We start from the raw sequence: 26,795 nt of genomic DNA on the forward strand, positions 1-26,795 counted from the left end.
ACGAATATTTAGTTGTTTACATGATATATTCGTGTTGAGGTGTAATCAAGATAAGGGAAACGAAATAAATAACGCCGCAGGCTCATCAAGGTGGAGAAAATAATGATTCATTCAAAACCAGAATCAAAAACTATTGGTGAGTGGAAAAATGTTATGGCCAATAGTAGCCGTGTGTTTTGGTGTAACGAAAAACGATTGGATGCAGTCCCTAAAATTCTTGATACATACGGTCTACTTCAAGATATGCAGTTCTCACTGCATCCTAATTCCTACTCCAATACAGGAAAGATATTACTCCAGTTAATCCATGCAATATATGGATTGACACCAGAGTCAATCCTTCCTGAGTTGAGATGCGGGAGGGAAGAAAAAATGTCCCTCTATAGCATGTTATCCCCGGGAAACTACGATGAGGCCGTTTGGGACGCACTCGAAGATGGCGAAGACTTGTCAATAATTTTTGGTGAGCAGACCCTCGAATTGAGTGCTCGTGCATTCTACGGTATCCTTGTTATGCTGCGGGATCGCAAAATCTCTTATGAGCAGAGGTACTAAACTGCCATCGAGGAATTTGTGAAGGGCAAGGCTATAAAGCTGGGAATCATACAGGACAAAGGTTATAATACTGTTCGCCATGGCTGGGTGGACTCTTACTTTGGATCAGGAGAAGTACAAGCTCCTGATGGGAATGTATATTTCGTAGAAGGGTATGGTTCTAAAGGAAGTCCTGAATGGGTTGACCATGATGGTTCCGTCCGTATTAGACGAGTAGACAAATAATTCATATACAAAAAACCATCTAGCATAGAGCCAGATGGTTTTTTTGCATATACTATTTCAATCAACACTCCAATATAAAGAGCGATAAATTACATACAGATAATACCATGCCATCTACCTTTAATCCTATAATTCCCGAAGCTTCAGCAGTTCTTCTTTATTCAAGTCATCTCCCCTTCGTCATGAAATCTCTTATATTTCAAACCAACCTTTTACCTGACTGCGAGGCAAAAACATTTCGTCATGTCCATAGATGTAAATGACATTGTACTGAGAAAGTATGTTCCCAACTTGACGGTAATCCTTAGCAATAACCTGGTGATCTGGTGAAGAAATGTTGCCAGTAAAAATGTTTGAATTTTTCGAAATCACTTTGAACATCCAATAGATCTCCTCTCAAATTAAATATTCCTCTATATCGGGAATGCCTAGGGTGCTTGCACTAGCACCTTAGGTCAATCTAAGATATTAATCAGTGAACTACACACCACCTAAGAGGTGGGTGCTTCTTGGTCAATAGAGCTACTGCTCCAAGTTTACCCCAAGCTTACAGGCTAGTCCCTAACCCAATAAATGCAATTACAATGCGAGTTTCAGCAAGTTATTGGCAGCGTTCACGTCCCGATCATGATGTACATTACAGCTTGGACAAATCCATTCACGCAGTAAATCACTTCAACGGTTCGTCGTTCCTTCAGACTAATAGATAGTACCTCATTGATACTCTGAATTGATGTTGCGCAAAGTTGATGCGGTCAAACAGGCAATTAATCACGACTATTCTGACCCGAAAACAAGCGCGGCGATCCTTGAGGGTCACGAAAAGCGCTTCGAAATATTTACGGATCGCGAAAAGGAGTTTTGGGCGGCTTTTCGCAAGCATTTTGTTGTAGATGAACCGAACGCAACCAAACACTTTTGCAAGGTACTGTCGCTGTTCGGCTGTTGGATAGATGCGATACTTATAGGCTCTCAGCAAGTCCTATCCTCCTTTCTGACCTTGTGTTCCGATATACTTCTTGATCACGTTTATCGGTGTTCCACCATTAGTAGCAGGCAATAGGAAAGTGACCAAAAATTCGCTTTCCACAAGGATTTACAAATGATAGGGAATTCCTTCTTGATCTACCTTGACGATGCACTCTTATAGGCATTCAGAAACTTGGAAATGTCCGTATTCGGATGCTTCTTCATGAGGATATGAACATGATCACGATCATGGTTCCGTTTATGCAAGGTAACATTGTAATTAGGCTGAATGTACTCAAATATCTCTTTCAGACGTGCTGATATTTCAGCATTGATTACCTTTCTGCAATACTTGATTACTAGAATTAGGTGATAATTGAGCGAGAACACTGAATGATTATTTGAGTCTAATTGGACTGATAACACAACATTTTATCATAATGCGACTGAATAAATGTGTTATGGCATTATGAGGTTGTGCAGTGCAAACCGTTGCCATTCATCCTCCGCTTTAGAAGACGGGGGAATTCTGACAACTAATAGTTAAAAATATCAAAACCACTTTTAATTTATTATGCAAATTTCCTTACTTATCATTGTTTTTTCAGTAGTTGTAGATTCCAGGTTTTCGTTTCTTGTGACAGTACAAATTCGTGATCTTGAGCAAATGTTTGAACAGCTTCAGTTTCATTAATCCCTATGCGAATATTATAAATTCTATTTTCTATAGCAAAGTTTTTTAACCATTCTAGCATTCGTGTAGCTATGTCCGTTCCAGGGTGAGCAACTTTAAACTGGGATATCTCTATAAAAGACGGATTAATACTGAGATAAAGATATACTCGTTGATGATCATCTTCAACTTCTAAACGGCATTCTTGAAGTCTAACTTTAAGCCGATTTCCAGCATCCTGCTCCATAATTTCAAGTAATCCATCATAGGAACGAATGTCTTCTAACACGCCTAGTGTATCTCTTATCGATTCTAAAGCCTTTTTGAACTCCAAAAGCCGGTGTCTTTGTACACGTTTATACACGAACCATATGACTACGGAGACAAGAATAATACAAACATAAGGTATGTACCATTCAAAAAAGCCACTATTTTTCAACTCATGGTAATAATCATATACAGTAGTACCACTCCATTTGATCACAACAAGATATGTTAAGAGCATAGAAGCTAAGAAATAAATAATCGCGGTAAGAAATGAATGTAATAGCTCCGAGTTTCTTCGCTTATTCCTTAATTTCAGCATTAGAATTATCATTATGAGACCTATAAATAGTATCCATACAAACTCCCAATCCATAATTACATTTTTGCCTCCCTGTTACGTTACAAAAGGACTTCTAGAATTATGCGACTCGTTACCTCTTTTTTCCTGGAGGGCTCGTACTCAGCCCTTAATATTATTATCGGTTAGGAATACCATAACACTTAAGAATGTCGAGAGATGCATTCATATCGCGTTCAGCCGACCTGCCGGTTAGTTAAACCGATCACGTTGGTCGACTGACTTCGTTAGCGAAGCATGTTATCTGTAACAGTTAAATAAGAACTCCTTCCCAATCAACAAAAAATTGTTGTTCTTTTGGAAGCAGATACCTCTCAATGATTGTGATAAAGACCAGGTGTGATAACTCCATTATCCTGGACTGAAACTTGTACTCCCCCCCCACCTTGATGGCCTTGTTTTTCCTAGTCTCACATTTACGTGTTGTCGATGGTAAGTTGCTGACGATGCAGTCTGCTTAACTCATGAACAATACTCTGCATTGAACTTTGAATTTGATTCAATAGCTTGAAAAGCTCTTCAATGCTTTCTTTTGCTAATTCAGCAAGTTCAGTATGCTTTTCCGAAGAGAGTTGACTCGCCTCATCCCCCGCCTCGCCTAAATCATCGACATAAAACAACTCATCGTTAATTAAATCACTGGCGTAATTTTGATAGTCGAATCTAGACAAATCTCTAATTGGCGTTCGATCATCGATAAGCCGCCTAGCATATTCTAATATATCACTATCTAGATATTCAGAAAGATATTCAAGTCCTTTAACATCTTTTAGTACCTCGATTTCTTCTTCCAATTCAACCAGCAAATCAAATAGACCACTTATTACTTGATCAGACAGATATGGGTCCGAAGAGTTAAATACCTCTATGTCTTCGCGTGGATAACCAACAAACGTGTACATCCCATCTTTTATTTTTTCCGATGCTATTACAACTTCTGATAGCAATAAGGTAAAAGCAAGAAGTCTTTGATTCAGGGAATTACCAAAATACTGAATTGCCTCTCCCTCAAACAAAGGTACCAAATAGTCGATGATATTTTGAACCATAAGGGGGTCTCTATACAATGTGCCGGTTTCACGACTTCTCGCACTTTCATCGGAAAAATTCGCTGACCCGATGTAGGCAATGTTATTGGTTAAAACTATTTTTGAATGATTTTCAAAGTGAAAAGATGTAGACATCCCCTCAGTTTTCTCTGGGTTCAATCGATCAGTGTAGTTCCTAATGCTATCTCTTGCACAGTTCCGGGGCTTTAGGCCATAATATCTATCAAAACGTTTTGGAATGTTAGTGATAACTTTAACCTCAGCATGATCTGAAGCATCTTTTAATCTTTGTAGAAGAGTCTTATTAATCTCTGATATGTTATAAGTTACTACAAAAATATATTCAGCAGAAGGGAAGTCGTCCAGAACGTCTTGATAGCATAAGTCATCCTTTGAGGATACGATTTCGATTCGGGGTTGAATTGGAAATCTATTAATGGTCATAAAGGTAACTCCTTTCAAGGGTAAACATTCTCTATGTAACTACTTTAAAATTATAAATAAAACAAGTGATTTCCACTAACTTTGTTCAAGCGGTCGAACTATTTTGTATTACGCATAAATATAAGTACCATAACACTGCCTTAAACTACCCTTGCATATAATCTGCCTCCAAAATTCAGACGATGTTCATTTTATGTCGGTTTGCTTTCCTTCAGCTCGTAACCGCGCCATAGGCACTCCTGGATGCCGTGAAAGTTCCGGGAGAAGTAAGGCACTGGCTACGTTGTCCGTATGCCCCTGACGGGTCGGTGGCTGTCGTAGAGCTCTAAGAACTCGTTCCGGATCGGGAGAGTGCAGCAGCATTGTCAGGTCGCTCACCCAGGCCAAGTCAGAACTTCTCTAATTTATTGTTTTTCTTGATATGTCCTCCACAATGTAGCCACCCTTATGTCGTTAGATTTGTAAATCTCCGTTACCACGACGTTCTAAAATGGTTCTCAAGTATCCCGCCGGCAAAAGCCACTGCCCGTAGCATTTACTTTATTTCTACTTCCAATTCCTCAAGGGCTACATTTTTTTCTTTCATAGTCATCACTTCCCTTTCACTCAAATTTTATTAATTCAGTTGGAGCTTGCATAGATATCAATTTCTTCAGTAAATCAGATCTCTTCAATCATCCATCATCTTATATCCAATTTGCAAACTGAATTTTCAAAGTTCTCTTTTATAAATTCCATGATTAATAATTTCCTCACATTGCTGGTATCAGGTTCGCTGTTATTTAAGGGAGACCCGCAGTAACAATAGCGATTAAAGCTTAAGCAGAAAGGATTCTTGTTTTAAAAATTAGTTTACATAATATATTTTATGCTTTTTCAATAAGTTGTAAAATCTCTTCGGACATAAAGTTGTGTACCAAAATTAGATTTTTTATTAATATTCCTAAATATGTTCTCCTGCCTTTAACTTTTCTAATATTTCTCTTTACCATAATACCGCTCTATTTAAACCAAAGCGGCCGCCCCTTGATTTTAACAAAAGCCTGATGACTCTTGTTCATCAGGCTTTTGTCTCTACTAAGAAACATACTTTTGTTATGTTTCATTAATATGATGACGATAGGTAAGGCTCACCCTCGGCGTAATCTGTTAGGGTTGCCTTACCTATTGTCATCTATTACCCCAATATTTAGTACACAATTAGGGTAGTACCAGCACCTGTTGTACTCATTAGCCATCCCAAAGAATTAGTAGTACCACAATACTCAATAAAATCAGCGTATTTTAAACCTTTTCTTTTGTCATTTTAAAGCCTTCCCCTCAAATAGTTTATTTCTTCGCCACCTTCCTATTTCGGACACCATACAATAATTTCACAAATGTATACTAACGCTATAAATATTCATTTCTCATCAATTATGAATTTTTTTCTCATTTAATCTGAAAACATTCTCATTAAATATGACACTATGTACAGACAATAAAGTTGTGTACTTTCCCCTTGGTATATCAACGTTTATGGTGATTTTGCGATTTTAAAATATACAATAAAGTTGTGTACTTAAGAGTAAAATCCAATTATTTTCACCTGTACGATATACAATAAAGTTGTGTACCAAAATCCAATATATGTGGTTTTAATTTTTTATTAATATGTTCTCGTCTTTAACTTAACTAAAATCTCTTATCATAATACAGCTCTGATTGAACCAAAGCAGTCGTCCCCTGATTTTAACTAAATCCTTATGACACTTGTTCATCAGGGTTTTGTTTTTAATAAAAAAGATTTGCGCATTATGTTTCCTTAATATTTAGTACACAACTTTATTGTCTATTTCTCGATTTGTACACAACTTTATTGATTTAGTATATAACTTTATTGTCTGCAAATAAATTAATGTGTACAGACAATAAAGTTGTGTACTAGCTCTCCTTGGTGTATCAACGTTTTTTCGATTTAATGAGACTCAAATAACACTTGGCATTCCTGGACAAGTGGCTACACCCCAGTATATACCTATTGAAAATCTGACATTAATATAAGATTGTAACACTATCTTGTTATCAGATTCTTCCGCAAAAGAGGGTTGAAAGAGGTCAGGGCTGCATTTCATAGAAACTTCACGTTTGAGATCACGTTTTTCCCGATACTGCATTCGCCAAGCAATTCTATAAAGTTCGCGTCTATACTGTTCAATGGCTCCCATTGAATTTACCTCCTTATGTTTCATATACGTGTACATAAGGGAGGGAGTTATCAAATTCTATTTAACAACCGTTAAAAGAGCGAAGATTACTTCTTTGTAAAAAAAATATATTTCTTTGTGGTCTTTGTAACTTTTTAAAGAAAGGAATCGAATCATCCTCTTATAGACTGTGATAAGCGAATGCCAGGAATGGAAGGAGGATTTCACTTGAGCTTTTTGATGTTTGTACCACAGTTTTTAATCCAGGTGTTTACCATAGTCGTCGCTTTAGTGATATATGACAGATTTTTCAAAAGAAGATGAATCCATGTGGAAGCTGAATCACTTTGCTCCGGCAGAATACCTGGGTACCACATAAAGAGCGATTTGCATCGCTCCGTAACACATTCATTTATGTATTCAGTCTTGAATAAGCTTCAGACATTTAATGAGCTGATATCCACGCCCAAATATTCTGCAAGCCGCATTTCTGTATCCGCTTTGACTTTGCTCCAGAGTAGTCTTAGTTCGTGTGTGTATCCCCGACAAAGATACTTGGCCGTAATACGATCCTCCAGCTGATGTTGCTCCAGAACTTGATTCCGCGCCTTCTCATTTCCTGGCGTACACGTTACTGTTCCTTTGATACACGATCCTGCATCGTCCTCATGTGTAGCTCGAACAGAGGGCCAAGCTTAAAATTTGATTCCTTTATCTTCTTGATATTCAGCTCTAGTATCGTCAACAAAAAGGGCAGCTCCACGTACTCAATAACAAGTTGCAATTCTTTCACATTGTCTGCCTCTATGTAAATTCACACCATTCTCTTGAATTATTTGCTATTATTAGGGGTGAAAAGGAGTGAAATCATTAAAAAGTACAGGTATGACACGTCCCTTAGATGCGCTAGGTCGTATTGTCATTCCCAAAGAAATGCGGAGAGTGCTAAATTACGAGATAGGCGATCCCATTGAATTCTTCCTTGATGAAGAGGCGGGTATTCTTTGCCTTCGGAAGTATATTGGAGTTGCTTGCATGCTGTGCGGATCATTGGAGGGCTTAACTTACTTTAGAGACTCATTTATGTGTGTAAACTGCATTCGCGAGCTGAAGAGTCATCCAGGTTCCAGTAAATTACCTTCTCCCTATCCAGCAGCTGCAGGTCATGTTTATCCGAAAACTAAAAAAAGAATGTATCAATCCAAACCGCAAATGGTTGATAAGCTTAGAAGGCTTATTGAATCAGATCCAAACGCCTCCCAAAAAGAATATGCTAAACAACTTGGTATATCGCAAGGGCGTGTTTCGCAACTTAAAAAATTACTGTAGACAGTAGAATTGAAAAAGGCTCCCTATTTTAAGGAGCCTTCAGATTTTATAGGAGTTACTTTCAAGCCAGCGTGATAACTGCTGCTCGCCGATCTGTTTATTGGCCACTGGATGGCCATATTAAACGATCGATGAGGTTCAGCTCCATGCCATTTATATTTAAATTACTATTTTCGTTCATTCTTCGTTTGTATTGTTCTTCCGGCAGTTAATATATACTGCAAAGGGTCATTTATTTTGAGATACGACAGACTTTGAGACACGCTGCCTTCCGGATTAACTTTTGGACGTTTTCGATCCGGGATATCTCTAGGCGCGAAGTCTTCATCCATTTCCACCGATAGATTAAAAGAGCCAATGATGTGCAAATCTTCTTTCCCTTCTCTAATCGTAGAGCCTGTCCGATTTAATCCACTCACCGTAATACTCCCTCTGGTTTCGCCTGCTGAGTTTTTCTCTTCCACAAGCTTGAAATTTTGAATATCCAGTGCAGAAGGATTGTCAACACTGTCTCTTCCTCGGTCCGCTTCTATTACTCTTTGAAAAGTCTTGCTTTGGTCAAAAGCCGGATTTTTTAAAATCACTTTGTTGTTCCTGTACTCAAACGGGATATTCATACTTCTCAGCAATACTCCAAGCGGAATGACAAAGGCATCCTGAATCACTTCGGGCTGAGTGTCCATCTGTGCTGGAGTATTGTTCAGTTTATATGTTTTTGCTCCCTTTTGAAACACAATTTCATTTGAACTCCACCTGATTTTTGCTTCCTGAAGTTTACCGTTATAATCAACTTTTGCGCCAAGAAGCTCGGCAACGGAACGAAGCGGAACCATGAGACGTTTTTCTTCATTAACGTAGGGACCAATCGGTGCGCAGTACAAAACATCATAATCATTCACTTTGAGCAAAGAGGTTCCTTTGACATGAATAGAGTGATTAATCGGTGCTGCAGTAGCGTTATAAGAATAGGTTCCAAATATAGCACTCACAAGAACTGCAAGAGATAATACAGCCGTTCTATAAAAATATTTTCGTTTCATTTTTTTACCCTCCGTTTATATAACGAAGCAAAGTCTTTTTTTGTTGCAAACATTTAAGGAACTCTAATATTTACAGTTTCTTCACCAGGATTAACAAATGAAGCTGTAACTTGCGAACTCGGTACATTGCAGTATCCTGCAGTTTGTGACGATGTAGTCCACGGAGAATTATTTGTTGAGCTTGTGCCAATATAAGAATTGTACCAGTGAACTCCGTTAATAAACGATCCAGAATGTGGAGAACCATCTTTAGACGCTATAGTTGTCGATCGTTTAATTGATTGATTATAGCCACTAGTATTCCAACCCCTAACATCTCTTACCACAGTGTAATCTTTTTGAGAACTACCTACAATGGAACCCGCTGCATATAAAGCGACTTTATCAGACGTTGGAACATAAAATTTCAAAAATATAGTTTGGCCCGATTCAAAGACTGCACCTTTTGAATAGCCATTCTGTCTTATGAACATTGCCCAGTTATCGTTTGTAGGCTGATGGAAAAAACCCGCATCAACCTCATTTGCTGCAATTCCGCCTGCATAAATGTGGGCTGTATCACCATTTCCTCCAGGTTTATTCTCATCATGCATTTGCCCTTTATTTTGAGAAGGTAGATATACATATCCAGAAAACCATGAGTATCCGGTATTTGATTGAACCTTTCTATATGGTCCATCAGAAGGAGCACATGAAACATTTTGAGTTGAGAAAGATTGTGTAAGATCGCATGTTTGCTTTGGAGCAGCGATAGTTTGTCCTTCTTTAGTTTTAAATAAATTTTCTCCTATTTGCTCTGCATTTGACCATTGCTTCAATAATTCAGGCTTGTTTGCAAAAATCTCTCCATCATCTCGAATGTATACTACATTGGTTCTTTCTTCAGCAGGTATGTCTTTCATTACATCTAAAATGATAGCTCTATCAGTACCGGTGATATGGGGATCAATAAAAGTTTTAGAGTCTAGCAATTCGGGCTCAACACCATACTTTCCAATTTCAGTGGCCTTATAAGTATCATCTGAGACAGAAGCCGGCTTAGCTAATTCCTGATTCGAAACGCCTTCCGCACCCGTAAGACACGGAAAGACTGTCATTGCAAGCAAAGGGACCACTAACATTGTTTTTTTTATTTTACCATTAAAGCTAAATTTCATTCATTTTCCATCCTCTCTTTTTTTTACAAAAATATACCTTACGCGTTTCTGGAATAAATGTACACTACAACCATGTAAAATTGTAAAATTTTTGTAATTTTTTTGTAGTGTGACACTCTTCCTCTCATGAAAAATACATCAGTTTCATATTGTTCTTATGACATACCCTCCCCTCCTTTTTGCCATACACATTAAACAAATGACATTTAATTGAAGAATCATTTGTTACTTTACATTTCTTTATAAAAGATGGAATACCTCTGGTAATCATTGCCATCTATAATAAATCCAAAGATTTTTTTCAATAGGACACTAAAAAAGATAAAAAAGTATTACGGGTTTTGTCCCCCTTGATCACATTTTATTTCTCAGATTCTCGAAGAAACAGGTCATATGCAGCCATGAGGTCATGCACTTCCTCCAAGGTCAATTTATTATTCTGTCTACTTTCTCCTATCCATCCTATGATATATCGCCAGCAACCATAGCCTTCTCTGTGCCTGTGCCATCAGGTATTATGCTGCGGAGCTGATTCAAAACATAATCACTCTCTCCATCCCCACTCACCACCAATTAGATTATTTATTTCTTGTTATGAATTGGATAAAGCTCTATTGTATTCCTTTACACCCGTCTCTCAAATTTTGATATGCTGAAAAATAGAACGAATGGGATTTGGAACGGATAATGAACAGATACCCACGAAGTAGTTACTCCTAAGCCAAAAAGGATCAGACGTGTCGTGCTCTGGCCCGTTATCAATGTCGTGCCTTGACCGATCGAAACATCGTATCACTTCCCCGGGTCAACCTCTACCCCTTCTGCCTGCTGCAGTAGTTTCTACCCTGCTCGGTAACGTAGCAAACATGCTTCTAGGGACACTTTCTGCAGGTGTTGTAGAAGCTGCTACTACAATGTTTGTACGCGTATCAAATTATTTACATTTTATGACTTGAGAAAATGTATATAAATATCTCTAAAGCATTTTATAGCATAATTATGATCGTTATGTGGGAATAGCAATAGTTTTGATTGGGGGTCTGATTGAACATTGTGATGTAACTCTTTAGTCTGATACATACGATTGTACTGGTTAATGAGTTCGTCCAAAATCATAGATTGCTCAAGTACACATGCATGTCCGAAGCCGACATACTGTTTGTAAAGATCATGCAATCGTTGTCTGGCACTTTCCATTTGTTTAGTTAAGGATTCATCTATGTTCATATATTCATTACCCCCTAGTTATTTTCATTTTAGGAGAAGATGAACAACTACATTGTGTACGTTTTTTAGCCAAAACTGTAATAAAAAAAGACCAGCCGAAGGCTGGTCCATACCTATCAACTTTATTAAGCTGATCCAACATGATCTTGCGGCTGGAATGTTCCAGATGACGGCTGCTGAACTGGTACTCCGAATACCAGTAAGAAACTAGCTGTCACTATAATTAAAGCTATCTTTTTGATCATTTCTTTGCCACACCTCCTCATACATGGATTGGAACTGAGCCTGTACACCAGGAGCCGCTTGTGTTTTAAAGTGTAGATATAGTCCAACACAATTGGCAATTAGTAGTACAGTACATTATTAATTGTAACAGCTTTTTCCAATGCGTCTATTAAGCACTTAAAGCCATATGCATGTCTTTGTTTATTAAAGCTGTATTTGGCCATTTTGTACCAATACCGTGCCTGCTGTTGCAGTAAAAACGGCTCAATAGGAGTAGGATCTTGATATGACTCAATTTTAGACTCAAAGCGACGAAGGATATGGTCTACATCAATGTTGTATTTGTTGGCTGCCTCAATGATATTCAAAAGTTCATTAAATACATGCTTTTCACCAGATATATGTTCTACGTAATCCGATAGGACACTAACATCTCCAGTCATAAGCCTATTTACGTAAGTGTTTATTTTAGCCCAGCGCTGGAACAAATTAAGCCAATGAAGTGCATCTGGGTCTTGCTCCCTCACCCAACTTAGATCGGTATAGCCACGTATATGCTCTAAAGCCCGTTCGTGATCTCCAGTTGCATCACAAGCATGTGCGCACAGCAGTTCAGCGTAAGCTATGTATACAAAAAGGTTTCTTGTCTGATTTCATTTGTCGCTTGCCGTTATGAGCTAAGTTATATTGAATTTGCCCTAGCTTATACATTTGACATAAATATTTATTAGACCTTATCCCACACGCTCAATGATCTATACACGTTGGCTAACTCTTTTAAGGCATCCAGTTGGTGAAATTCATCTAAACGGTCAACAAAAGGTTCAAAACGGCAGCTGTTTGAAGATTTTGAGCCTCATCTTTTCCGATCCGAAGGCTGAACAAACGATACTGACATATAGCAAGTCGTTCTGATGATATTAGTGAATTGAAATAAAATTTGGAGAATGGTTGTAAAATCTAAGGCTCATTTCTCTTTATATAATGAGACGCCGGTGATCCACAAAAAAACTTAATTTAAAGGAGGTAATATTTATGGCAATTGGTGACAAATTAACTTCGAGAGATCAGCTTTACGGACGTGACAGTGCCGATCTGTTGGCAAGAACACTTTACGGGGAAACTGAAAACGACTCTTCATCTCGTGTAGGTGTTGCTTATACACAACTTTATTGTCTGTAGACAATTAACCAGTGGTCTGTGTGGTGTCATAATTAATGAGAAAACAACAAGCTGAATACATGATTATTCAACGATCAATTTCATAATTAGTGAGAACTCATTGACACGAAGTTATTCGGTTCACTCTAATTTTCAAATTTCATGAGAATATCCGAAACTCTTAAACTGCGCTTTATAAGTTGTGATACTTCTTCTTTGTCAATTATGATAATTTTTCTCGTCCAACCTGAAAATTTTCTTACTAATTATATCACTCTTTTCGGACAATAAAGTTGTGTACCAGTAACCCTTGGTATATTAACGTTTTTAGCTTATTATGTGGTTATATATACAATAAAGTTGTGTCCCAATATCCAATATTTGTGATGTGTATCTTTTTATTAAATTCTAAATATATGTACATTAAATCCTTATATATTCTGCTCCTATCTTTTACTTTTCTATATATTTCTTTACCATAATATCGCTCTCTATTTAAACCAAAGCAGCCGTCCTGATTTAACAAAGCCTGATGACACTTGTTCATCAGGCTTTTGATTTTTACTAAAAATGATTCTCTTTAAAATTTAGTACACAACTTTATTGTATGTACTCAAGCGTGATAGCAAAGCTGTCACTAAGACAAAAAAGGTGCCTCTAAGCACCTATGTCTGCTCTAATACACAGACTCAGCAACGCCAAATGCAGCTAAACTCTGCGCAGTATGTTTTACTGCCGTCGGCATCACTTGACCGACGAGAGCGGAGCCTGGAACGTAATCCAGACTGATCTTTCTATTAAGGATAATCTATATGATGCGATTTATGAAATCCAGCTTTTGGTTAAGGCATGACACTACCGTTAAGCATTCCAGCCTAAACCAGAACACATTTTCGGCTCCTGCCCGCATAAGTATAAGTTCAATCGTTATTTTGAAATTGCCGTATAATATGGTCAGCTGTTCGGATCGATAGAGCGATGGTAGTTAACGTCGGATTAGCCGCAGACATGGAAGGCAGCATGCTGTTGTCTGCAATAAACAATCCCGAAACACCAAAAATTTCACCATAAGGGTTGGCCGCTGCGGTAGAAGAATCTTGACCAATACGGCATGTTCCGACGTAGTGCCGCTCCCTTCCTGGTACATGTCTGCATACTTCAGAGGTTAAGGATACCCCAGTGGCATTAACAACATTCTTTACCCCTGCAATAGTTTGACGAATAACTCGTTGATCAGTTTCACTATAGGAAAAATGCACCCGAATCTTTGGAACACCATATTCATCTTTCCTATCAGGATCTAGAGTCAAATAATTATCAAAATGAGATTCGAGTTTGCAATAGGCATGAAAATTGATCGGAATCTCCTTCAATACAGGCTGCATATCATACTTATACAAATAATATTTGTCATTTCTCCTAATATCAACTTGAAATGGAGTGCCTTCTTCCTCAGGAACTACTATACTAAGTGCCCCCAGTACCTCAGGAAAAACTCCCCGACCCACTGTTCCTTGTGCAATCACAGCCCCGTGATCAGTAAGGTAATGGCCAATCGACCTTCCTGTTACACCTGAATGAAGCAAAATACGCGGGGTTTCCAATGTACTTGCCGATAAGACTACTTTTTTGGCTCTGATACGGTGTGACTTTTTGTCCTGTGAAACGACTTCAATCCCGACAATGCGTCCATGGTCGGTAAGCACCTTCACTGCACGGGTATTTACTGACAGATCAACGGGTCTACGATTCATGGCATATGCGAAAAATATTATCGAGCTAAAAAATACGTTGGAGTTTGTCACACCATATTGCGTTGGCTCTAAATTTAAGGACATAGGTCTGTGCGTTGCCTTATAATAACCATGTTGACGAAGCCTTCCCAACATAATTTCCGAAATAGGAGATCCTTTGGATATATTCGTGTTCACATTCATGATTGCTTCTGCTGCTGAATAGTAATAATTCATCTCTTGCAAAGAAATAGGCCAACGTAATAATTCTGAATTTGCCATTCGTGGAGTTAGATTTGACCAAAATAATGTTGCACCACCAAAAACAATTTTACTCATTGCTCCCGGAAGTTCCGGAAGCTCTTCGCCATAAAAACCGAACTTATTGGTGACTAGCGAAGAGTTCTGCTGATAGTTAATTGTAGGCAGATTCATGGCATGTGTAGGCAGAAAAAGATCTCCTGCCTCAACAACGCCAATCTTTTTCCCGTTGTTTCCCCATTGATCTGCTAGCCTCCAAAGTACCGCGCCTCCTCCCGCACCACTTCCTACAATCAACACATCGTATTCAATCTCTATCATTTTTTCCAAGGGGGTAATTTGAATCCACTGATTCAACTCAGGATTTACAATCGGCAAGGAACAATAGGAAGCATCCAATGGTTCGTCAGAAGACGTATTCTTTGGACCGCATTCCATGAACTGCTGGGATCGTTCTGCAGTTCCAAGAATATTCAAATTACCTAAGCTTACTTTTGCACTCTCCAAAGAACGAGGACTGCCGTTTTGTTCTCTGTTCATACCACGGTTCAGGAACTCCATTGTTCCAACACACCTCCCGAGAAATTCATGGCGCCTGTTAAGCAATATTATTTTGCGTTATGTATATTCAATGACAGGGTAATCAAATTCGGATTCATTGGACCTATTCAAAATTATCCACTTGAAGTGGTATTCTTTTACACTTCCAATTGTACTGTACATTTTGGTAATTTATAACTTTTTTTCGCAGTCAATCCGCATCTTGACCCTTCCTTTTCCGCTAATTGGCCTACCCGCATACCGATTCGTAGTGACAATAAATTTCAAATGAATTATTGCAAATACATTCGGTTAGAATACTTGTGGAAACAACCAATTCGATCCTGTCGAATTGAGAACCCTTCAAAGTTAAGATTCTGCAAATACCGCGATAACCGGTACTTTAGCGGTAGACCGCGGCATTCCACTGAGATGATGGGTGACTTTTCCGTACCATTGCAGTAGAAAAACGACGTGAAAATAACAGTTATTGGGAGCGAACAATGAATAAAACAGCTGAAGTGATCATGCATCCCCCATTTAACCCAATACACAGTGGGCTATATAACCCGGATGAATTATATAAGAACTTTGATCCCCATAACACGCTCAGCGTGTCAGTGACCCCGGATTTTCAAAACCTTATATATTTCCATCAAAAAGGACTCACCGCCGTCTCGGACCCTTACGCCGCTATGATGGAAGCCTTGCATGACGCTTCAGTCGGGCTTGGACTGAGGTCATTTTTGGCCAACGAGATGCGATCCGGGAGACGTCCTGTTTCCATTATGGGGGGGCACAAGGAGCCGCGCGGCAGCGAGACATACTGCAAGGTTGCACACATTGCCCAGAAGCTTTCTGAATCCGGCTTTATCGTCGTTAGCGGCGGCGGACCTGGTTGTATGGAAGCAACGCATCTGGGGGCGCTTTATGCCGGACGCTCCGCAGATCAGCTTACTTCCGCCATCAAAAGATTGCATGAAGCATATGCCGATTTTCCGGTAGACATGCAGTACATCCTCGAACACAAAGAAAATATGTGGACTATCAATGAAGATCTAATGAGCAAACTCCACGCATGGATGCTCCCTGCTTGGGAGATTGCCCAGGAGCTTAAGAACCAACTCACCCCCATCAATAACAGTTTGGCTGTACCAACCTGGCATTATGGACACGAACCGTTCACACCGCTTGCAACCCACGTAGCAAAGTACTTTCTCAACAGTACACGGGAAGACGTCCTTCTATCATTGGCATCTTGCGGTATTGTTTTTTCCGAGGGGAGGGCGGGTACGATTCAAGAGGTGTTCCAGGATGCTGCGCAAATTTTTTACCGCGGCAAGAAAGACAACCTCCCCAACCCGATTACATCAATGTTATTTCTGGGTCGTAATTTCTGGGAGGTCCCTGAAGTCCCCGATGGAAAAGTACACGTTCCCGTGATGGACTTGCTCAAACAGCTCTTCGTTGTTTCAAAAAACATGACCGATGAGCAATTCAAACGCTATATCCGTCTTGTTGATGATGCTGATGAAGTGGTGAAGATCATTATTGAAAATGCGCCGTCCGCTGACCAGGTTGTGCATAAGCTCTCCAGGTTTGGCATCAAAGATATCAACCTGTAGTTCATGGCTGATTAAATACCATAAGGATGAGGAGGAATCTGGTTGAGGCTAGCTTCTTACAATGTCGAAAATCTCTTTGAACGGGCCAAGATACTAAATCAGACCGAATGGGGAATTGGAGCTGATCCGGATCATAGGCTCTTCTCCGGCCAAAAAGTATTGGAAGAGGTTGCAAAACTTAATGCGCTTGTAGCTCGGCAGATCTACAGTCCATCCGATAAAGTTGAGATTGCGCGCTTAATGGAGGCACTTGGACTCAAAGAAAGAGATGAGTCAGATTTTGTTATCCTGCGCAGGAATCGGGGAAAACTTGTCTCCAGAAAGTATGGTGCCTTAAAGGTCGTGGCGAACGGCCGCGATGATTGGATTGGATGGTTTGAGTTAACGACGGAAGCGATAAACGAGCACGCTACGCAGAACACTGCGAGGGTAATCCGAAACATTGACGCCCAAATCATGGTGGTGGTAGAGGCTGAGAATAGGCCCTCACTTGTAATGTTTAACGAACAAATACTTTATCCCATTGCCAACTGGCTTTATGATCATGCGCTCTTGATCGATGGGAATGACAGCCGCGGTATCGATGTCGGACTTTTTACACGGGCACCGTATGCAGTGGATTTTATGCGAAGCCATGTTGATGATAGGGTGGATGGTAAGCTAGTGTTTAACCGTGATTGCGCAGAATACCACATTCCGCTGCCGGAAAATCGAAGCCTGGTCATTTTGGCTAACCATTTCAAAAGCAAAGCAAATGACGATAAAGCACTTAGAAAAAAGCAGGCGAAGCGGGTCCGCGAAATTTATGAGCATCTGCGTGCTTCAAATATAGATCTGATTGCCGTGATGGGGGATCTTAACGATACTCCGGATAGTGACCCTCTTGCCCCACTTCTACGGGACGGTTCCGATCTTAAAGACGCCAGTGAGATCGAAGGTTTTGATTTTGCCGGCAGACCTGGCACTTGGGGTGACGGTGACGCCAAGGACAAAATTGACTATATCCTGATGTCGCCTTCGCTATTCCGGCTCGCCCGGGGCGGAGGCATTTACCGTGAGGGCGTTTGGGGCGGGAAGGACGGAACTCTGTTTCCTCATCTTCCTGAAATTACGAACGCGGCGCAGGCTGCATCTGACCATGCCGCAATCTACGTAGATCTGGACATTTAGATTAGCGTGAAATTGGCGCACCAGCAAATTTTCGGCCGGTTGTATGGGTTTCCCGTGACCTGTCGTTTTCCATTCTCACGCGGCACTGGAGCCCCTCACACTGCATGATCCGTTGGACTCGTTTATGATTCACGCGTTGTTCTTTTCGAAGGAGCGCCGTGATTTTCCGGTACCTTTCTACTGATAGCTAACTCGTGTTGCCAACTCAAAAACACCTCCAAGGTTATCTCCATATCTTGCGACATGGTTTCATTCTCTTGAAGGTGTTTTGATTTGTCTCACGTTTTGGGGTCAGTCCCCCCGTCTCATCAGGCTTTTTATTAAATACTTATTAAGAAGAGATATTCTTGTTATCCGTCATTAATAATTAGTACACAACTTTAATGTCTAGTACATGAATTTATTGTCTGTACACATATGTAAAATAATGTTATTGATAGAATTACCGTCCAGATTAGAACTTCGACGCTTCACGGTGATGCCAATCCCCATTACGGGACGGGAAAAGGAGCTACGATTTATCGGTTGGCGACCAATTTTCCATTTTCTAACACTCGGGATGCCGTACACGTCATCGACGGTTTGCTCCACCATGAAACGGACTTGGCCATCAAGGTGCATTATACGGATACAGCCGGTTACACCGATCAAGTCTTTGGTTTAATGAATTTGCGCGGATTTCGCTAACAGGAAAGGATTCAAAAGCTTTTGACTTGTTATATAACTTATGCTCGTTCTAATTAAGCCCAAGCAGTCCCTTCTTAATATAATAAAAAAGCCTGATGATACTTGCTCATCGGGCTTTTGTTAAATACTTACTAAGAAAGGATATGATTATTGTTTAATATTAATAATTAGTACAAAACTTTATTGTCTGTAGACACCTTCGTAAATTCTGACACCATACAACAACTCCATTAATGTACTTCTCATTAATTATGAAATTTTTTTCTCATTTAATCTGAAAGTTTTCTCACTAATTATGACACCACACAGTCAATTAATTTCCTACCTCATTTTACTCAAATTCTAACTTCCGATACCGTTATATTATCGGAAGTTAGAAAAAACGCTCTTTTATACACCTAGTCCCCCTTTTCTTCTACTATTTTTCACACAAAAAATATGCTATAGTTATCGTAATAATATATGTTAACATGCTAACATCCTTGATATATAAGGGTTTCAATGTTAACAACAGGAGGTAAAATGATGGATGATAATAATAAGACAAATCAAGAAAAAGGTGAGTATGATGGTAAGACAAAAGGAATGAGGTTGTCCCCTAGTACACGTGATTTATATGAAACGATGAAGAAAGCTGCTGGAGGCACAGACGACACCTTTATTGAACATTTACTACATATTACGAAACTGCACGATCTGCAGAAAACTGATCCGGAATTTGCGGAGGAATTAAAAGAGCTTCAAAAGTATTTAAGCCGGTTTTCGAGCGTGTATATTCGTATGAGAGAAAGAGGGGTCGATGCTCTCGAAGAAACTAAGGAGCGTTCACTTGAGGCTATCGGCCGCTTAGAGCAAGATTTAATGAATATTCAATTAGAACTAGCCGAATTACAAAAACTCCTGGCACAAAAAGATGAACAGCTAGCCGTCTCCCTTCAATCCAATAGTGATTTAATTTCAAAAATGGAGCAATTAGAAAAAACAACGAAGACAGTTGAGGAACTGAATCGTTTGACTAATGAAAAGTTGGAACAAAAAGAGAAACGCATAAATGAACTTTTACATGCAGAAAAAGACGTAGCTGATATGAAAGAGCAGTTGAAGACTGCTAAGGAAGAACATAAGCGGGAACGTGCTGAATTTAAAGAGGCAGAGAGAGAGCTTAAAAACCAATTGGAACAAAGTCAAAGAGAAAACGATCGTCAACAACTCGAGAATAAAGAAAGCATATTACAGATAAAGAAAGAATTTGAGCGAGCAACTGAAGTTCTAATAAAGGAAAAAGATATGGAGGTTAAAGAAGCGGAGTTTCGAGTAAAGAGTGAATGGCAAGAAAAATTATCTGAGTTAAAGAATGAACTGTCTGAGAAACATGCTAATAGGATTGCTGAATTGTTAGAGAAGTTTCAAACTAATAAGGACGAAAAAATGTGACCTTCCCCTTCACGAGTATCGTAACTATATATTTTAAGCCAGTGAACTACTGTGTAAGTAGCTTTCACAACTTCATGACCTATAAACATACTGCCACTTTAGCTTGGCCAGAAGCTTACTGCTTCGGTGGAGTTATTGTCTGCCGGGAACATAATCACATTGAGTTAGCAAATTTCCATTTCGGAATCAGTCCTGTTCCAGGATGGAATCCTTAAAATAAGCATTCACAAAAAAAATCTTTCGATTTTGCGAAGCTCAAAAATCGGTATTGAGAATAACTAGAATATAGTACAACGGGTAATGGTCTAACAGGACAAATAGGGAATGAAATAATACCCTATTTTGTTCACGATTGTAAAGTAAGCTTCTGAACGATGTCTGAATTTCAATTGAAATCAAGAAACAATTGCTAATCGCAATGAAAATTTCTACAAGGAGAAATCTTTGATGACGGTATTAGATTCTATATTAACTATAACATTGCATAGTATACGTGAGACTCGGCTTTGTAAATAACTAAAAGGCGATTTTAACACAGAAAGCTTTCAGTTAATCGTTTATAGATTTATCAATTAATAAATGAAAAGCCTTGAATTTTGTCTTAATATATATGAAACATCAGTAATAAAGACGTGACTGGACCTATTATTCATTGCAACTAAGGAAACCAGTACACGTCTCAAACTTACCGAAATGTGGTACCGTATCTTTTGCATAAACTGGTACCTCACCGCTTCACTGAGAAAAAAGTACAAGCAAAAAAATAATCAGTGATTATTGATTCATAAATTAGGTCCTACAAGTATTTTAAGAAGTGAATAGAATCCAATACTCTGTTTAATAAAGTAATCCAAGCTCTCTCCCCCGTTCTACAGCCTCTACTCGGTTAGATACCTGGAGTTTCGCGTAAATATTGATGACGTGAGATTTAACAGTAGCTAATGAAATGCACAGCATAACTCCTATCTCTTTGTTACTACGTCCCGTGGCTAACACTTGAAGTACCTCAAGCTCACGCTCACTGAGAATGGCTTTTTCACACTCCTTAGGTGATACGGGCAAAGATATTTGCATTTTTGATTGTTCCAAGAGTGTCTGTATAAGCTGTGCAAAGCATTTTTCTTTGGAATTTAAGTCCTGCTCCGGATCTTTCAAAAATAGACCAAAATAAGGGCGAAGTCTCTCCATCTCCAAACAAAAAGGAGACAGGTACTCGTTTTCATATCCGTAATGGACAGCTTCTCGGAGTACGTGAAACAATTCTTTTCCCGGCACGCTTGATGCAGAAGCTATCAGAGTCATCTTCAATAATAACCCTTCTACCAGAATGGTTCGAATTCCATGTTTTCTTGCGTGAGGCAGTAATACGTCAAGGTGCTGATAGGCAAGCTCTTTTTCTCCTCTTGCTACGCGAATTCGAGCACACGCCAAACGATCTTCCAAGCGTATAAAAGCTTTGGAGTGTGGTTCTTCGACTCTTTTCAATAGTTCATTTTCCATTTCAATGTTACTCAATCCATACCTGAGCATGTATTTTAAAATAGATGTAAAATAGGTAGGACTTTGATAAAGGGGAATTTTCTTAAGTTCCTCCAGTAATTCAATCGCGCGCGTGTTATCGCCGTGAAGTACTCGAAGTTCCATTTCGTTATATAAATATGCACTTTTTAATTGACTATCATCGTCGAAAAATAATTGTTTAGCCGTAGCAATTGACTCTTCAGCCAATTCAAGTTTCATCATCTTTAATTGGATGCCAGTAAGCCCGATCCAGTTGATAACTTTCATTGGATGTAGCATAGGATAATTCTCACAAAGATCAAACATAATATCATACAGTGACAGACATGCCGAAAATTCACCTAACGTTTCCAGCACTTGGGCTTGGCTGCTCAAGATAGAAAAGCGCAAAAAAGGATTTGGCGACAATTTTTCCAACCGTTTTGCTTGATTGAGCCAATTCATGGCTGTCGCAAATTGATCTTTAAGCGACAACATCGTTCCACCAGTTACCAAAATAATGGCACGCGTAACTGCATCCATTTCAAAAGAATCCCAATTTTCGAGCCATTCCATTCCAACAGGTAGCTCAAAAACTTCATCTCCTAGCATAAAACGACACAACTGAAACAAGCTCCCTAATCCATCTTCCTCTTGCTGTGGTGTTAAATTTATGATTTGCCTCATATCTTCAATTTCTAAGTTGCAAAAGTGATAAAACAACCGCTGAAACATAAGTGGGCGACTGGAAGATAAAATGTCCAGTGGAATTTGCCGAAGATACGACCAATTGGGGAAGTGATGTCCTGTTGCTAATAATAAACGTATAGCTTCTTCATAGGCCTCAGCCCACAAATAATGCTGGAGGCTCTCTTCACTACTTCCCATTCGTTCGTAAACTTCTGCTGCTCTAAGATGGAGCGATCGTACTGTATCTTCTCCTTGCTCGCGAAGCTTTGCCCTTAAAAAATCCCCAAATACCTGATGATAACGATATAAACCTTCTTCCTCATCCACGGTGATCACAAACAAATGCTTTTCTACCAACTTTGTGATAATCACCGCCGCATCATTAATGTCGAGCATCCAATTACATATCTTTTCATTGAAATATGCAAGCACAGATGTCTGAAGCATGAACTGTTGCTCCAAATCCGATACCGACCGCAAAATCTCATTAGATAAATAATCAACCATGTATCTGTTCAAGGTTCCGACTGGCTCCGTCAAAGTATGCGTATGGTGAACAACCGCAAGAGCAGACAGTTGTAAGCCGCCCACCCATCCTTCAGCCCATTGATACAACTTGTGAACAGTTGAAGGTTCGAGTGTTAAACCAAGTGTTTGAGCCAGAAATAAATGCGCTTCTTCGTGGGTAAATGCTAATTCGCGTTCGTTAACCTCCAGGTATTGTCCCGACATGGCAAGCTCCCCCAAATATAACTTTGGAGTTTCTCTGGTCAGCAGAACAATGCGGATTGTTTCGGGACTGAAGCGAAGAAAAAATGTCAGACTTTGAAGTAAGGTCGTGTCATCAATAAAGTGAAAATCATCTAATACCAGAGTTCCTACTGCTCTGCATTCCTCTAACCGATTGACTAGTAGCACAAGCAGGTGATCCAAATTAGGCTTTTGGGATAGTGCGTCAAACATTGTACGCAAGTGCTCTGGCTCTTGTCCAAACAGTCCCTTTAACGCTTCTAAAACGTAATACCAAAAAGAACGCGCATCGTTATTCGCTTCGTCAAGCGTAATCCAATACCATCCAAGATCTGGCCGCTCGCTCATGTAGGATGTCATAAGTGTGGTTTTTCCACTTCCTGCTGAGCCCTGCACGACCAAAACCTTGTGATCGGAGAGTCTATCAAGTTTCCGATACAATTCAGGACGCGGGACATATTGCTTACGTAATGCGGGTGCTTTCAATTTGGCGGAAAGCAGCTGAAAACTACCCATCTTTTCTTTTCACCTGCCTCAGTTCGTGTGAAAATATCTAATTCTACTATAACACGAAATTCCGAAGTTACCCGTAGAATCCTTTGCGAAAACGATTCTTACAAATGAGCCACCCTGCCGCCGCCAACACTGCGGACGCTACAATTACATAAAGTGCGTGCTCCCAATACAACCCTACTTCTCCTTTTAACTCCATTTCTTGAACGAGCGTTATAAAATGCTGTTGTGGGAAAACACTTGTAATAACCTTCATAATACCGTTCTGATGAGCAATTGTGTAAAAGCTGCCCGAAAGCACTGAACTTAAAAGTATAATGGCTGAAGATAATGATAGCCCATTATCAGCATTCTCGATCCACGCTGCCATAAACAGAGCAAAAGATACTGCTAACAGCGCAGGCAAGACAAGAAGTAAAGAGTATGTGCCAAGACCAAATCCGATATTGATTCCTACAGCTTTCGCTAGTGCTAACACTAGCCATGTCGGCACATAAACTGCCATAAATCCAAATAGACATTGCGCTGACAAATAGGGAACAATTCCTGCAGGAGATACAGCAGTCCGTCGAAAAGTGCCCGTTTTTTTGTCATCCGAAAACAACTGTAAATAGAACAAAGCTTGAATAAGCAGGAACATGGTAAGGTAACCCAATATGTTGGTCCCAATTCCTCTTTGAGGCATTACAGACAACGGCGCATGCGGGCGGACAATTGCATGCTCTAGCTGCTGCTTAAACTTATCCGATTTCAATGATTCAATACGATGAGAGCCGTCGCTATTGAAAGTAACCACTGCATCATATCTATTTCTTACCAGCTCAGATTTAGGTGGCGGCTGCTGCAAATATTGAATCCGATATTGCTCTGAGCTGAGGGTCAAACTCACTTTTTGTCTTGTTACCACCGCTAAGGTGCCTTTCAATTCTGATTGAGCTGTAAAATAGATTGCCAGCGCCATTGATGCCAACGTCATTATTAGGGTAATCACAATAACATTCCTGCGGTTCCACATACGAAGGGAATGATTGCAAAAAATTCGAAAGGTCGTTTTCATATATAGTCCTCCGTTTTGAAAGTTCGTTTACAGCCCCATAAGAGTAGTAGGGACGCTATAACAAAGCTCAACAGTGTTGGTAGAAACAAGCTGAAATCTCCGTCGTAAACGATACGTAACACAGTTTCAACCACCCATTTGACCGGGGAGAAAAAGGATAAGACTTCTGCCGTCCTACCGAGGCCGTCTAATTGGAAAAACAAACCACCCAGTATCGCGAGCACGCTGTTTATTATCGAAAGAATTTTGTTTGTTAATTCCTCTCCTTTAAAGAGACAACAGAATAGGACACCGAGTGCGGATGAAAACAAATCGAAACAAAGAAGTACAACAGCTGTGTAAACTGCGGAGGTTCCACCTAGCCGAATATTAAACACGAGTTGAAGTAGTGCTACAAGTGCAATGGAGCAAAGGCCTGTAAATAGGAACGTGGCCACAGTTTTGGACAAGTAAATGAACGACTTTGGGATCGGTGCGTACAATATGCGAAGATTGCTACGTTTCACATTTTGATCCATAAAACTATTTGCAGCCGTCATAGATACGTTTAAAGCGCTGTAAATTAGAATCGTCACGCCATAGTAATCGTAAGCAGTAACGTCACTTCCACCATATAGCCCTCCACCCAAATAACCAAGCACAAAGATTAAAAGGAGTGGAAAAATAGTGTTACTCAGGATAAGTGAGACATTCGTAGCCAGGTTGATAAAATCTCGCTTAAGAATAATGAAAAATGGAAATAGCAGCCCCGTTTTTTTTCTCGAATCGGTCATTGTCTTTTCCTCCTAATCCCGAAGCGTACGACCAGTCAAATTGAGAAAAACCATCTCCAGACTGGGCGAAAAACCTGTCAGATTAATAATTTTAAGTCCATTTGAGGTTATGTTCACAATGATTTGATCCAGATTTTCAATCCCTTTTAGAGTTGAGATGTGAATCCGGTTTCCAACGATGTCTACTTTCTTAACGCCGTCGATTCGGTATAGATCAATATCAGGCATTTCATTTATTTCTTCAACCTCTACTTCGTAACGTTTCTCATCGGCAAGCCGTTCCTTTAATTCTTCTTTGGTACCGGAAGCGATAACCTCGCCGTGATCAATAATCAAAATTCGAGTAGATATTTCCTCCACTTCTTCCATGTAGTGTGTCGTATAGATGATCGTTGCTCCCTCGTCCCTCAGCTTGCGGATTGATCCAAGAATATGGTTCCGAGACTGGGGATCAATACCTACCGTTGGTTCGTCCATAATAATCATTTTAGGACGATGAGCGATGGCACAAGCCATGTTGAGCCTCCGCTTCATTCCTCCAGAGAATGTCTTCGGTTTATCTTTACGTCGATCCGCCAATCCGACGATTTCAAGCGCTTCATTTGTACCTTGCTCTAGTTCCGTACCCGTCAAACCATATAGCGAAGCAAAAAAACGAACGTTGGCTTCGGCTGATATGTCCTCATACACCGCTAAATCCTGCGGAACTATTCCAAGTTCACGTTTGTATTGGCTCATTAGCCGTTCCACTGGCTCTCCACAGTATCGGATATTTCCCTTGTCCCCGCGCAGCGAGGTAGACAAAATATTGATTGTTGTAGTCTTTCCTGCCCCATTAGGACCAAGAAAACATAAAATTTCACCTTGATGCACATCGAACGTTACATTGTTCAGCGCCGTGCGGCTACCAAAGCTTTTGCTTAGCTCGCTTACTTCGATGATAGGTGAATTAGAGATCATAACAGCACCACTCCTCTTATTTTATGTTCTCATCTTACCGCGCAAGCCAGTATAATAAATCAACCAAAGGGTCGATTCATAAGGTTGATTTTCCCCTCTAAGACAGCTTCATTTCTGATGTTTATCGACTCATGCTTCACCAATATTCCATATCAAACCGTTTGAAGCATTTCATCACCTTCCTACGTTTATGTCCAGTTCCGTACTTCAACAGAATTCTCGAAATTTTTCCTTGTG

22 protein-coding genes and 4 pseudogenes are annotated in these 26,795 nt (G+C 39.8%); 8 read left to right on the forward strand and 18 right to left on the reverse strand.

The window, feature by feature from the left end; all coding sequences use genetic code 11:
- The first annotated feature begins 102 nt into the window (after positions 1-102).
- A complete protein-coding gene (locus PPM_RS26535; RefSeq protein ID WP_025675552.1) occupies positions 103-555 on the forward strand; it encodes a hypothetical protein in 453 nt (150 codons plus the stop codon).
- 18 nt (positions 556-573) lie between these two features.
- A complete protein-coding gene (locus PPM_RS26540; protein ID WP_014600070.1) occupies positions 574-780 on the forward strand; it encodes a hypothetical protein in 207 nt (68 codons plus the stop codon).
- Between the two features lie 192 nt (positions 781-972).
- On the opposite strand, the gene PPM_RS26545 is transcribed toward PPM_RS26540, so the two are convergent.
- The 8 genes and pseudogenes from PPM_RS26545 to PPM_RS29470 form a co-directional block, all read right to left on the reverse strand.
- Entirely contained in the window at positions 973-1,161 is a 189-nt protein-coding gene (locus PPM_RS26545) for a hypothetical protein (RefSeq protein WP_025675551.1), read from the reverse strand.
- Between the two features lie 198 nt (positions 1,162-1,359).
- Positions 1,360-1,446 carry a zinc ribbon domain-containing protein gene (locus PPM_RS28905; protein ID WP_085978646.1) on the reverse strand — a complete coding sequence of 29 codons (87 nt, stop codon included), beginning with the start codon at positions 1,444-1,446 and terminating at the stop codon, positions 1,360-1,362.
- A gap of 208 nt (positions 1,447-1,654) precedes the next feature.
- Positions 1,655-1,759 (reverse strand): annotated as a pseudogene (locus PPM_RS28910) (helix-turn-helix domain-containing protein); the annotation flags it as partial.
- 3 nt (positions 1,760-1,762) lie between these two features.
- Positions 1,763-2,175, reverse strand: a pseudogene (gene tnpA / locus PPM_RS28915) (IS200/IS605 family transposase).
- Positions 2,176-2,342: 167 nt separating this feature from the next.
- Positions 2,343-2,711 (reverse strand): hypothetical protein, encoded by a 369-nt coding sequence (locus PPM_RS29365; RefSeq protein WP_148266423.1) that lies wholly within the window; start codon positions 2,709-2,711, stop codon positions 2,343-2,345.
- A gap of 752 nt (positions 2,712-3,463) precedes the next feature.
- Positions 3,464-4,540: a phospholipase D-like domain-containing protein gene (locus PPM_RS28065; protein ID WP_014600074.1), complete on the reverse strand. Its 1,077-nt coding sequence runs from the start codon at positions 4,538-4,540 to the stop codon at positions 3,464-3,466.
- Between the two features lie 1,967 nt (positions 4,541-6,507).
- Complete coding sequence (locus PPM_RS26565; RefSeq protein ID WP_025675548.1) at positions 6,508-6,747, reverse strand: hypothetical protein; 240 nt, start codon at positions 6,745-6,747, stop codon at positions 6,508-6,510.
- 610 nt (positions 6,748-7,357) lie between these two features.
- Complete coding sequence (locus PPM_RS29470; RefSeq protein ID WP_155252267.1) at positions 7,358-7,519, reverse strand: hypothetical protein; 162 nt, start codon at positions 7,517-7,519, stop codon at positions 7,358-7,360.
- 68 nt (positions 7,520-7,587) lie between these two features.
- Here PPM_RS29470 and PPM_RS26570 point away from each other — a divergent pair, with 68 nt between their 5' ends.
- A complete protein-coding gene (locus PPM_RS26570; RefSeq protein WP_014600075.1) occupies positions 7,588-8,055 on the forward strand; it encodes an AbrB/MazE/SpoVT family DNA-binding domain-containing protein in 468 nt (155 codons plus the stop codon).
- A 167-nt stretch (positions 8,056-8,222) separates the two neighbouring features.
- Here the strand turns inward: PPM_RS26570 and PPM_RS26575 are convergent, their stop codons facing one another.
- The 4 genes and pseudogenes from PPM_RS26575 to PPM_RS30330 all read right to left on the reverse strand — a co-directional run.
- Complete coding sequence (locus PPM_RS26575) at positions 8,223-9,095, reverse strand: copper amine oxidase N-terminal domain-containing protein (RefSeq protein ID WP_014600076.1); 873 nt, start codon at positions 9,093-9,095, stop codon at positions 8,223-8,225.
- A 53-nt stretch (positions 9,096-9,148) separates the two neighbouring features.
- Entirely contained in the window at positions 9,149-10,252 is a 1,104-nt protein-coding gene (locus PPM_RS26580) for a hypothetical protein (protein WP_014600077.1), read from the reverse strand.
- Between the two features lie 945 nt (positions 10,253-11,197).
- Positions 11,198-11,479 carry an aspartyl-phosphate phosphatase Spo0E family protein gene (locus PPM_RS28925; protein WP_025675602.1) on the reverse strand — a complete coding sequence of 94 codons (282 nt, stop codon included), beginning with the start codon at positions 11,477-11,479 and terminating at the stop codon, positions 11,198-11,200.
- Positions 11,480-11,686: 207 nt separating this feature from the next.
- Positions 11,687-12,619 (reverse strand): annotated as a pseudogene (locus PPM_RS30330) (transcriptional regulator); the annotation flags it as partial.
- Between the two features lie 120 nt (positions 12,620-12,739).
- Between PPM_RS30330 and PPM_RS29475 the strand changes: the two are divergent.
- Positions 12,740-12,886, forward strand: coding sequence for a hypothetical protein (locus PPM_RS29475; RefSeq protein ID WP_155252272.1), 147 nt, complete (start codon positions 12,740-12,742; stop codon positions 12,884-12,886).
- An 899-nt stretch (positions 12,887-13,785) separates the two neighbouring features.
- Here the strand turns inward: PPM_RS29475 and PPM_RS26595 are convergent.
- A complete protein-coding gene (locus PPM_RS26595) occupies positions 13,786-15,420 on the reverse strand; it encodes a GMC oxidoreductase (protein WP_014600079.1) in 1,635 nt (544 codons plus the stop codon).
- A 482-nt stretch (positions 15,421-15,902) separates the two neighbouring features.
- Between PPM_RS26595 and PPM_RS26600 the strand changes: the two genes are divergently transcribed.
- Both PPM_RS26600 and PPM_RS26605 read left to right on the forward strand, forming a co-directional pair.
- Complete coding sequence (locus tag PPM_RS26600) at positions 15,903-17,024, forward strand: hypothetical protein (RefSeq protein WP_014600080.1); 1,122 nt, start codon at positions 15,903-15,905, stop codon at positions 17,022-17,024.
- Between the two features lie 42 nt (positions 17,025-17,066).
- Complete coding sequence (locus PPM_RS26605) at positions 17,067-18,194, forward strand: endonuclease/exonuclease/phosphatase family protein (protein WP_014600081.1); 1,128 nt, start codon at positions 17,067-17,069, stop codon at positions 18,192-18,194.
- Between the two features lies 1 nt (position 18,195).
- Here PPM_RS26605 and PPM_RS30710 read toward each other — a convergent pair whose 3' ends face one another.
- The gene (locus PPM_RS30710; RefSeq protein WP_080567902.1) at positions 18,196-18,357 is read right to left on the reverse strand and encodes an IS3 family transposase; all 162 of its coding nucleotides are present in this window, start codon (positions 18,355-18,357) and stop codon (positions 18,196-18,198) included.
- A gap of 272 nt (positions 18,358-18,629) precedes the next feature.
- Here PPM_RS30710 and PPM_RS28935 point away from each other — a divergent pair.
- Together PPM_RS28935 and PPM_RS26610 are read left to right on the forward strand one after the other, a co-directional pair.
- Positions 18,630-18,878, forward strand: a pseudogene (locus tag PPM_RS28935) (Tn3 family transposase); the annotation flags it as partial.
- Positions 18,879-19,403: 525 nt separating this feature from the next.
- Positions 19,404-20,315: a histone-lysine N-methyltransferase, H3 lysine-79 gene (locus tag PPM_RS26610; protein ID WP_148266424.1), complete on the forward strand. Its 912-nt coding sequence runs from the start codon at positions 19,404-19,406 to the stop codon at positions 20,313-20,315.
- 837 nt (positions 20,316-21,152) lie between these two features.
- Here the strand turns inward: PPM_RS26610 and PPM_RS26615 are convergent.
- The 4 genes from PPM_RS26615 to PPM_RS26630 form a co-directional block, all read right to left on the reverse strand.
- Positions 21,153-23,771 (reverse strand): helix-turn-helix transcriptional regulator, encoded by a 2,619-nt coding sequence (locus PPM_RS26615; protein WP_014600084.1) that lies wholly within the window; start codon positions 23,769-23,771, stop codon positions 21,153-21,155.
- 67 nt (positions 23,772-23,838) lie between these two features.
- Positions 23,839-24,825 (reverse strand): ABC transporter permease, encoded by a 987-nt coding sequence (locus PPM_RS26620; RefSeq protein WP_014600085.1) that lies wholly within the window; start codon positions 24,823-24,825, stop codon positions 23,839-23,841.
- On the reverse strand, positions 24,822-25,598 hold the full coding sequence (locus PPM_RS26625; protein ID WP_014600086.1) for an ABC transporter permease: 777 nt from the start codon (positions 25,596-25,598) through the stop codon (positions 24,822-24,824). Before PPM_RS26625 ends, PPM_RS26620 begins: the two co-directional genes overlap by 4 nt.
- A 12-nt stretch (positions 25,599-25,610) precedes the next feature.
- Positions 25,611-26,558 (reverse strand): ABC transporter ATP-binding protein, encoded by a 948-nt coding sequence (locus tag PPM_RS26630; protein WP_014600087.1) that lies wholly within the window; start codon positions 26,556-26,558, stop codon positions 25,611-25,613.
- Positions 26,559-26,795: the final 237 nt, after the last annotated feature.

It is taken from the genome of Paenibacillus polymyxa M1, assembly GCF_000237325.1.
Classification (GTDB): domain Bacteria; phylum Bacillota; class Bacilli; order Paenibacillales; family Paenibacillaceae; genus Paenibacillus; species Paenibacillus polymyxa_C.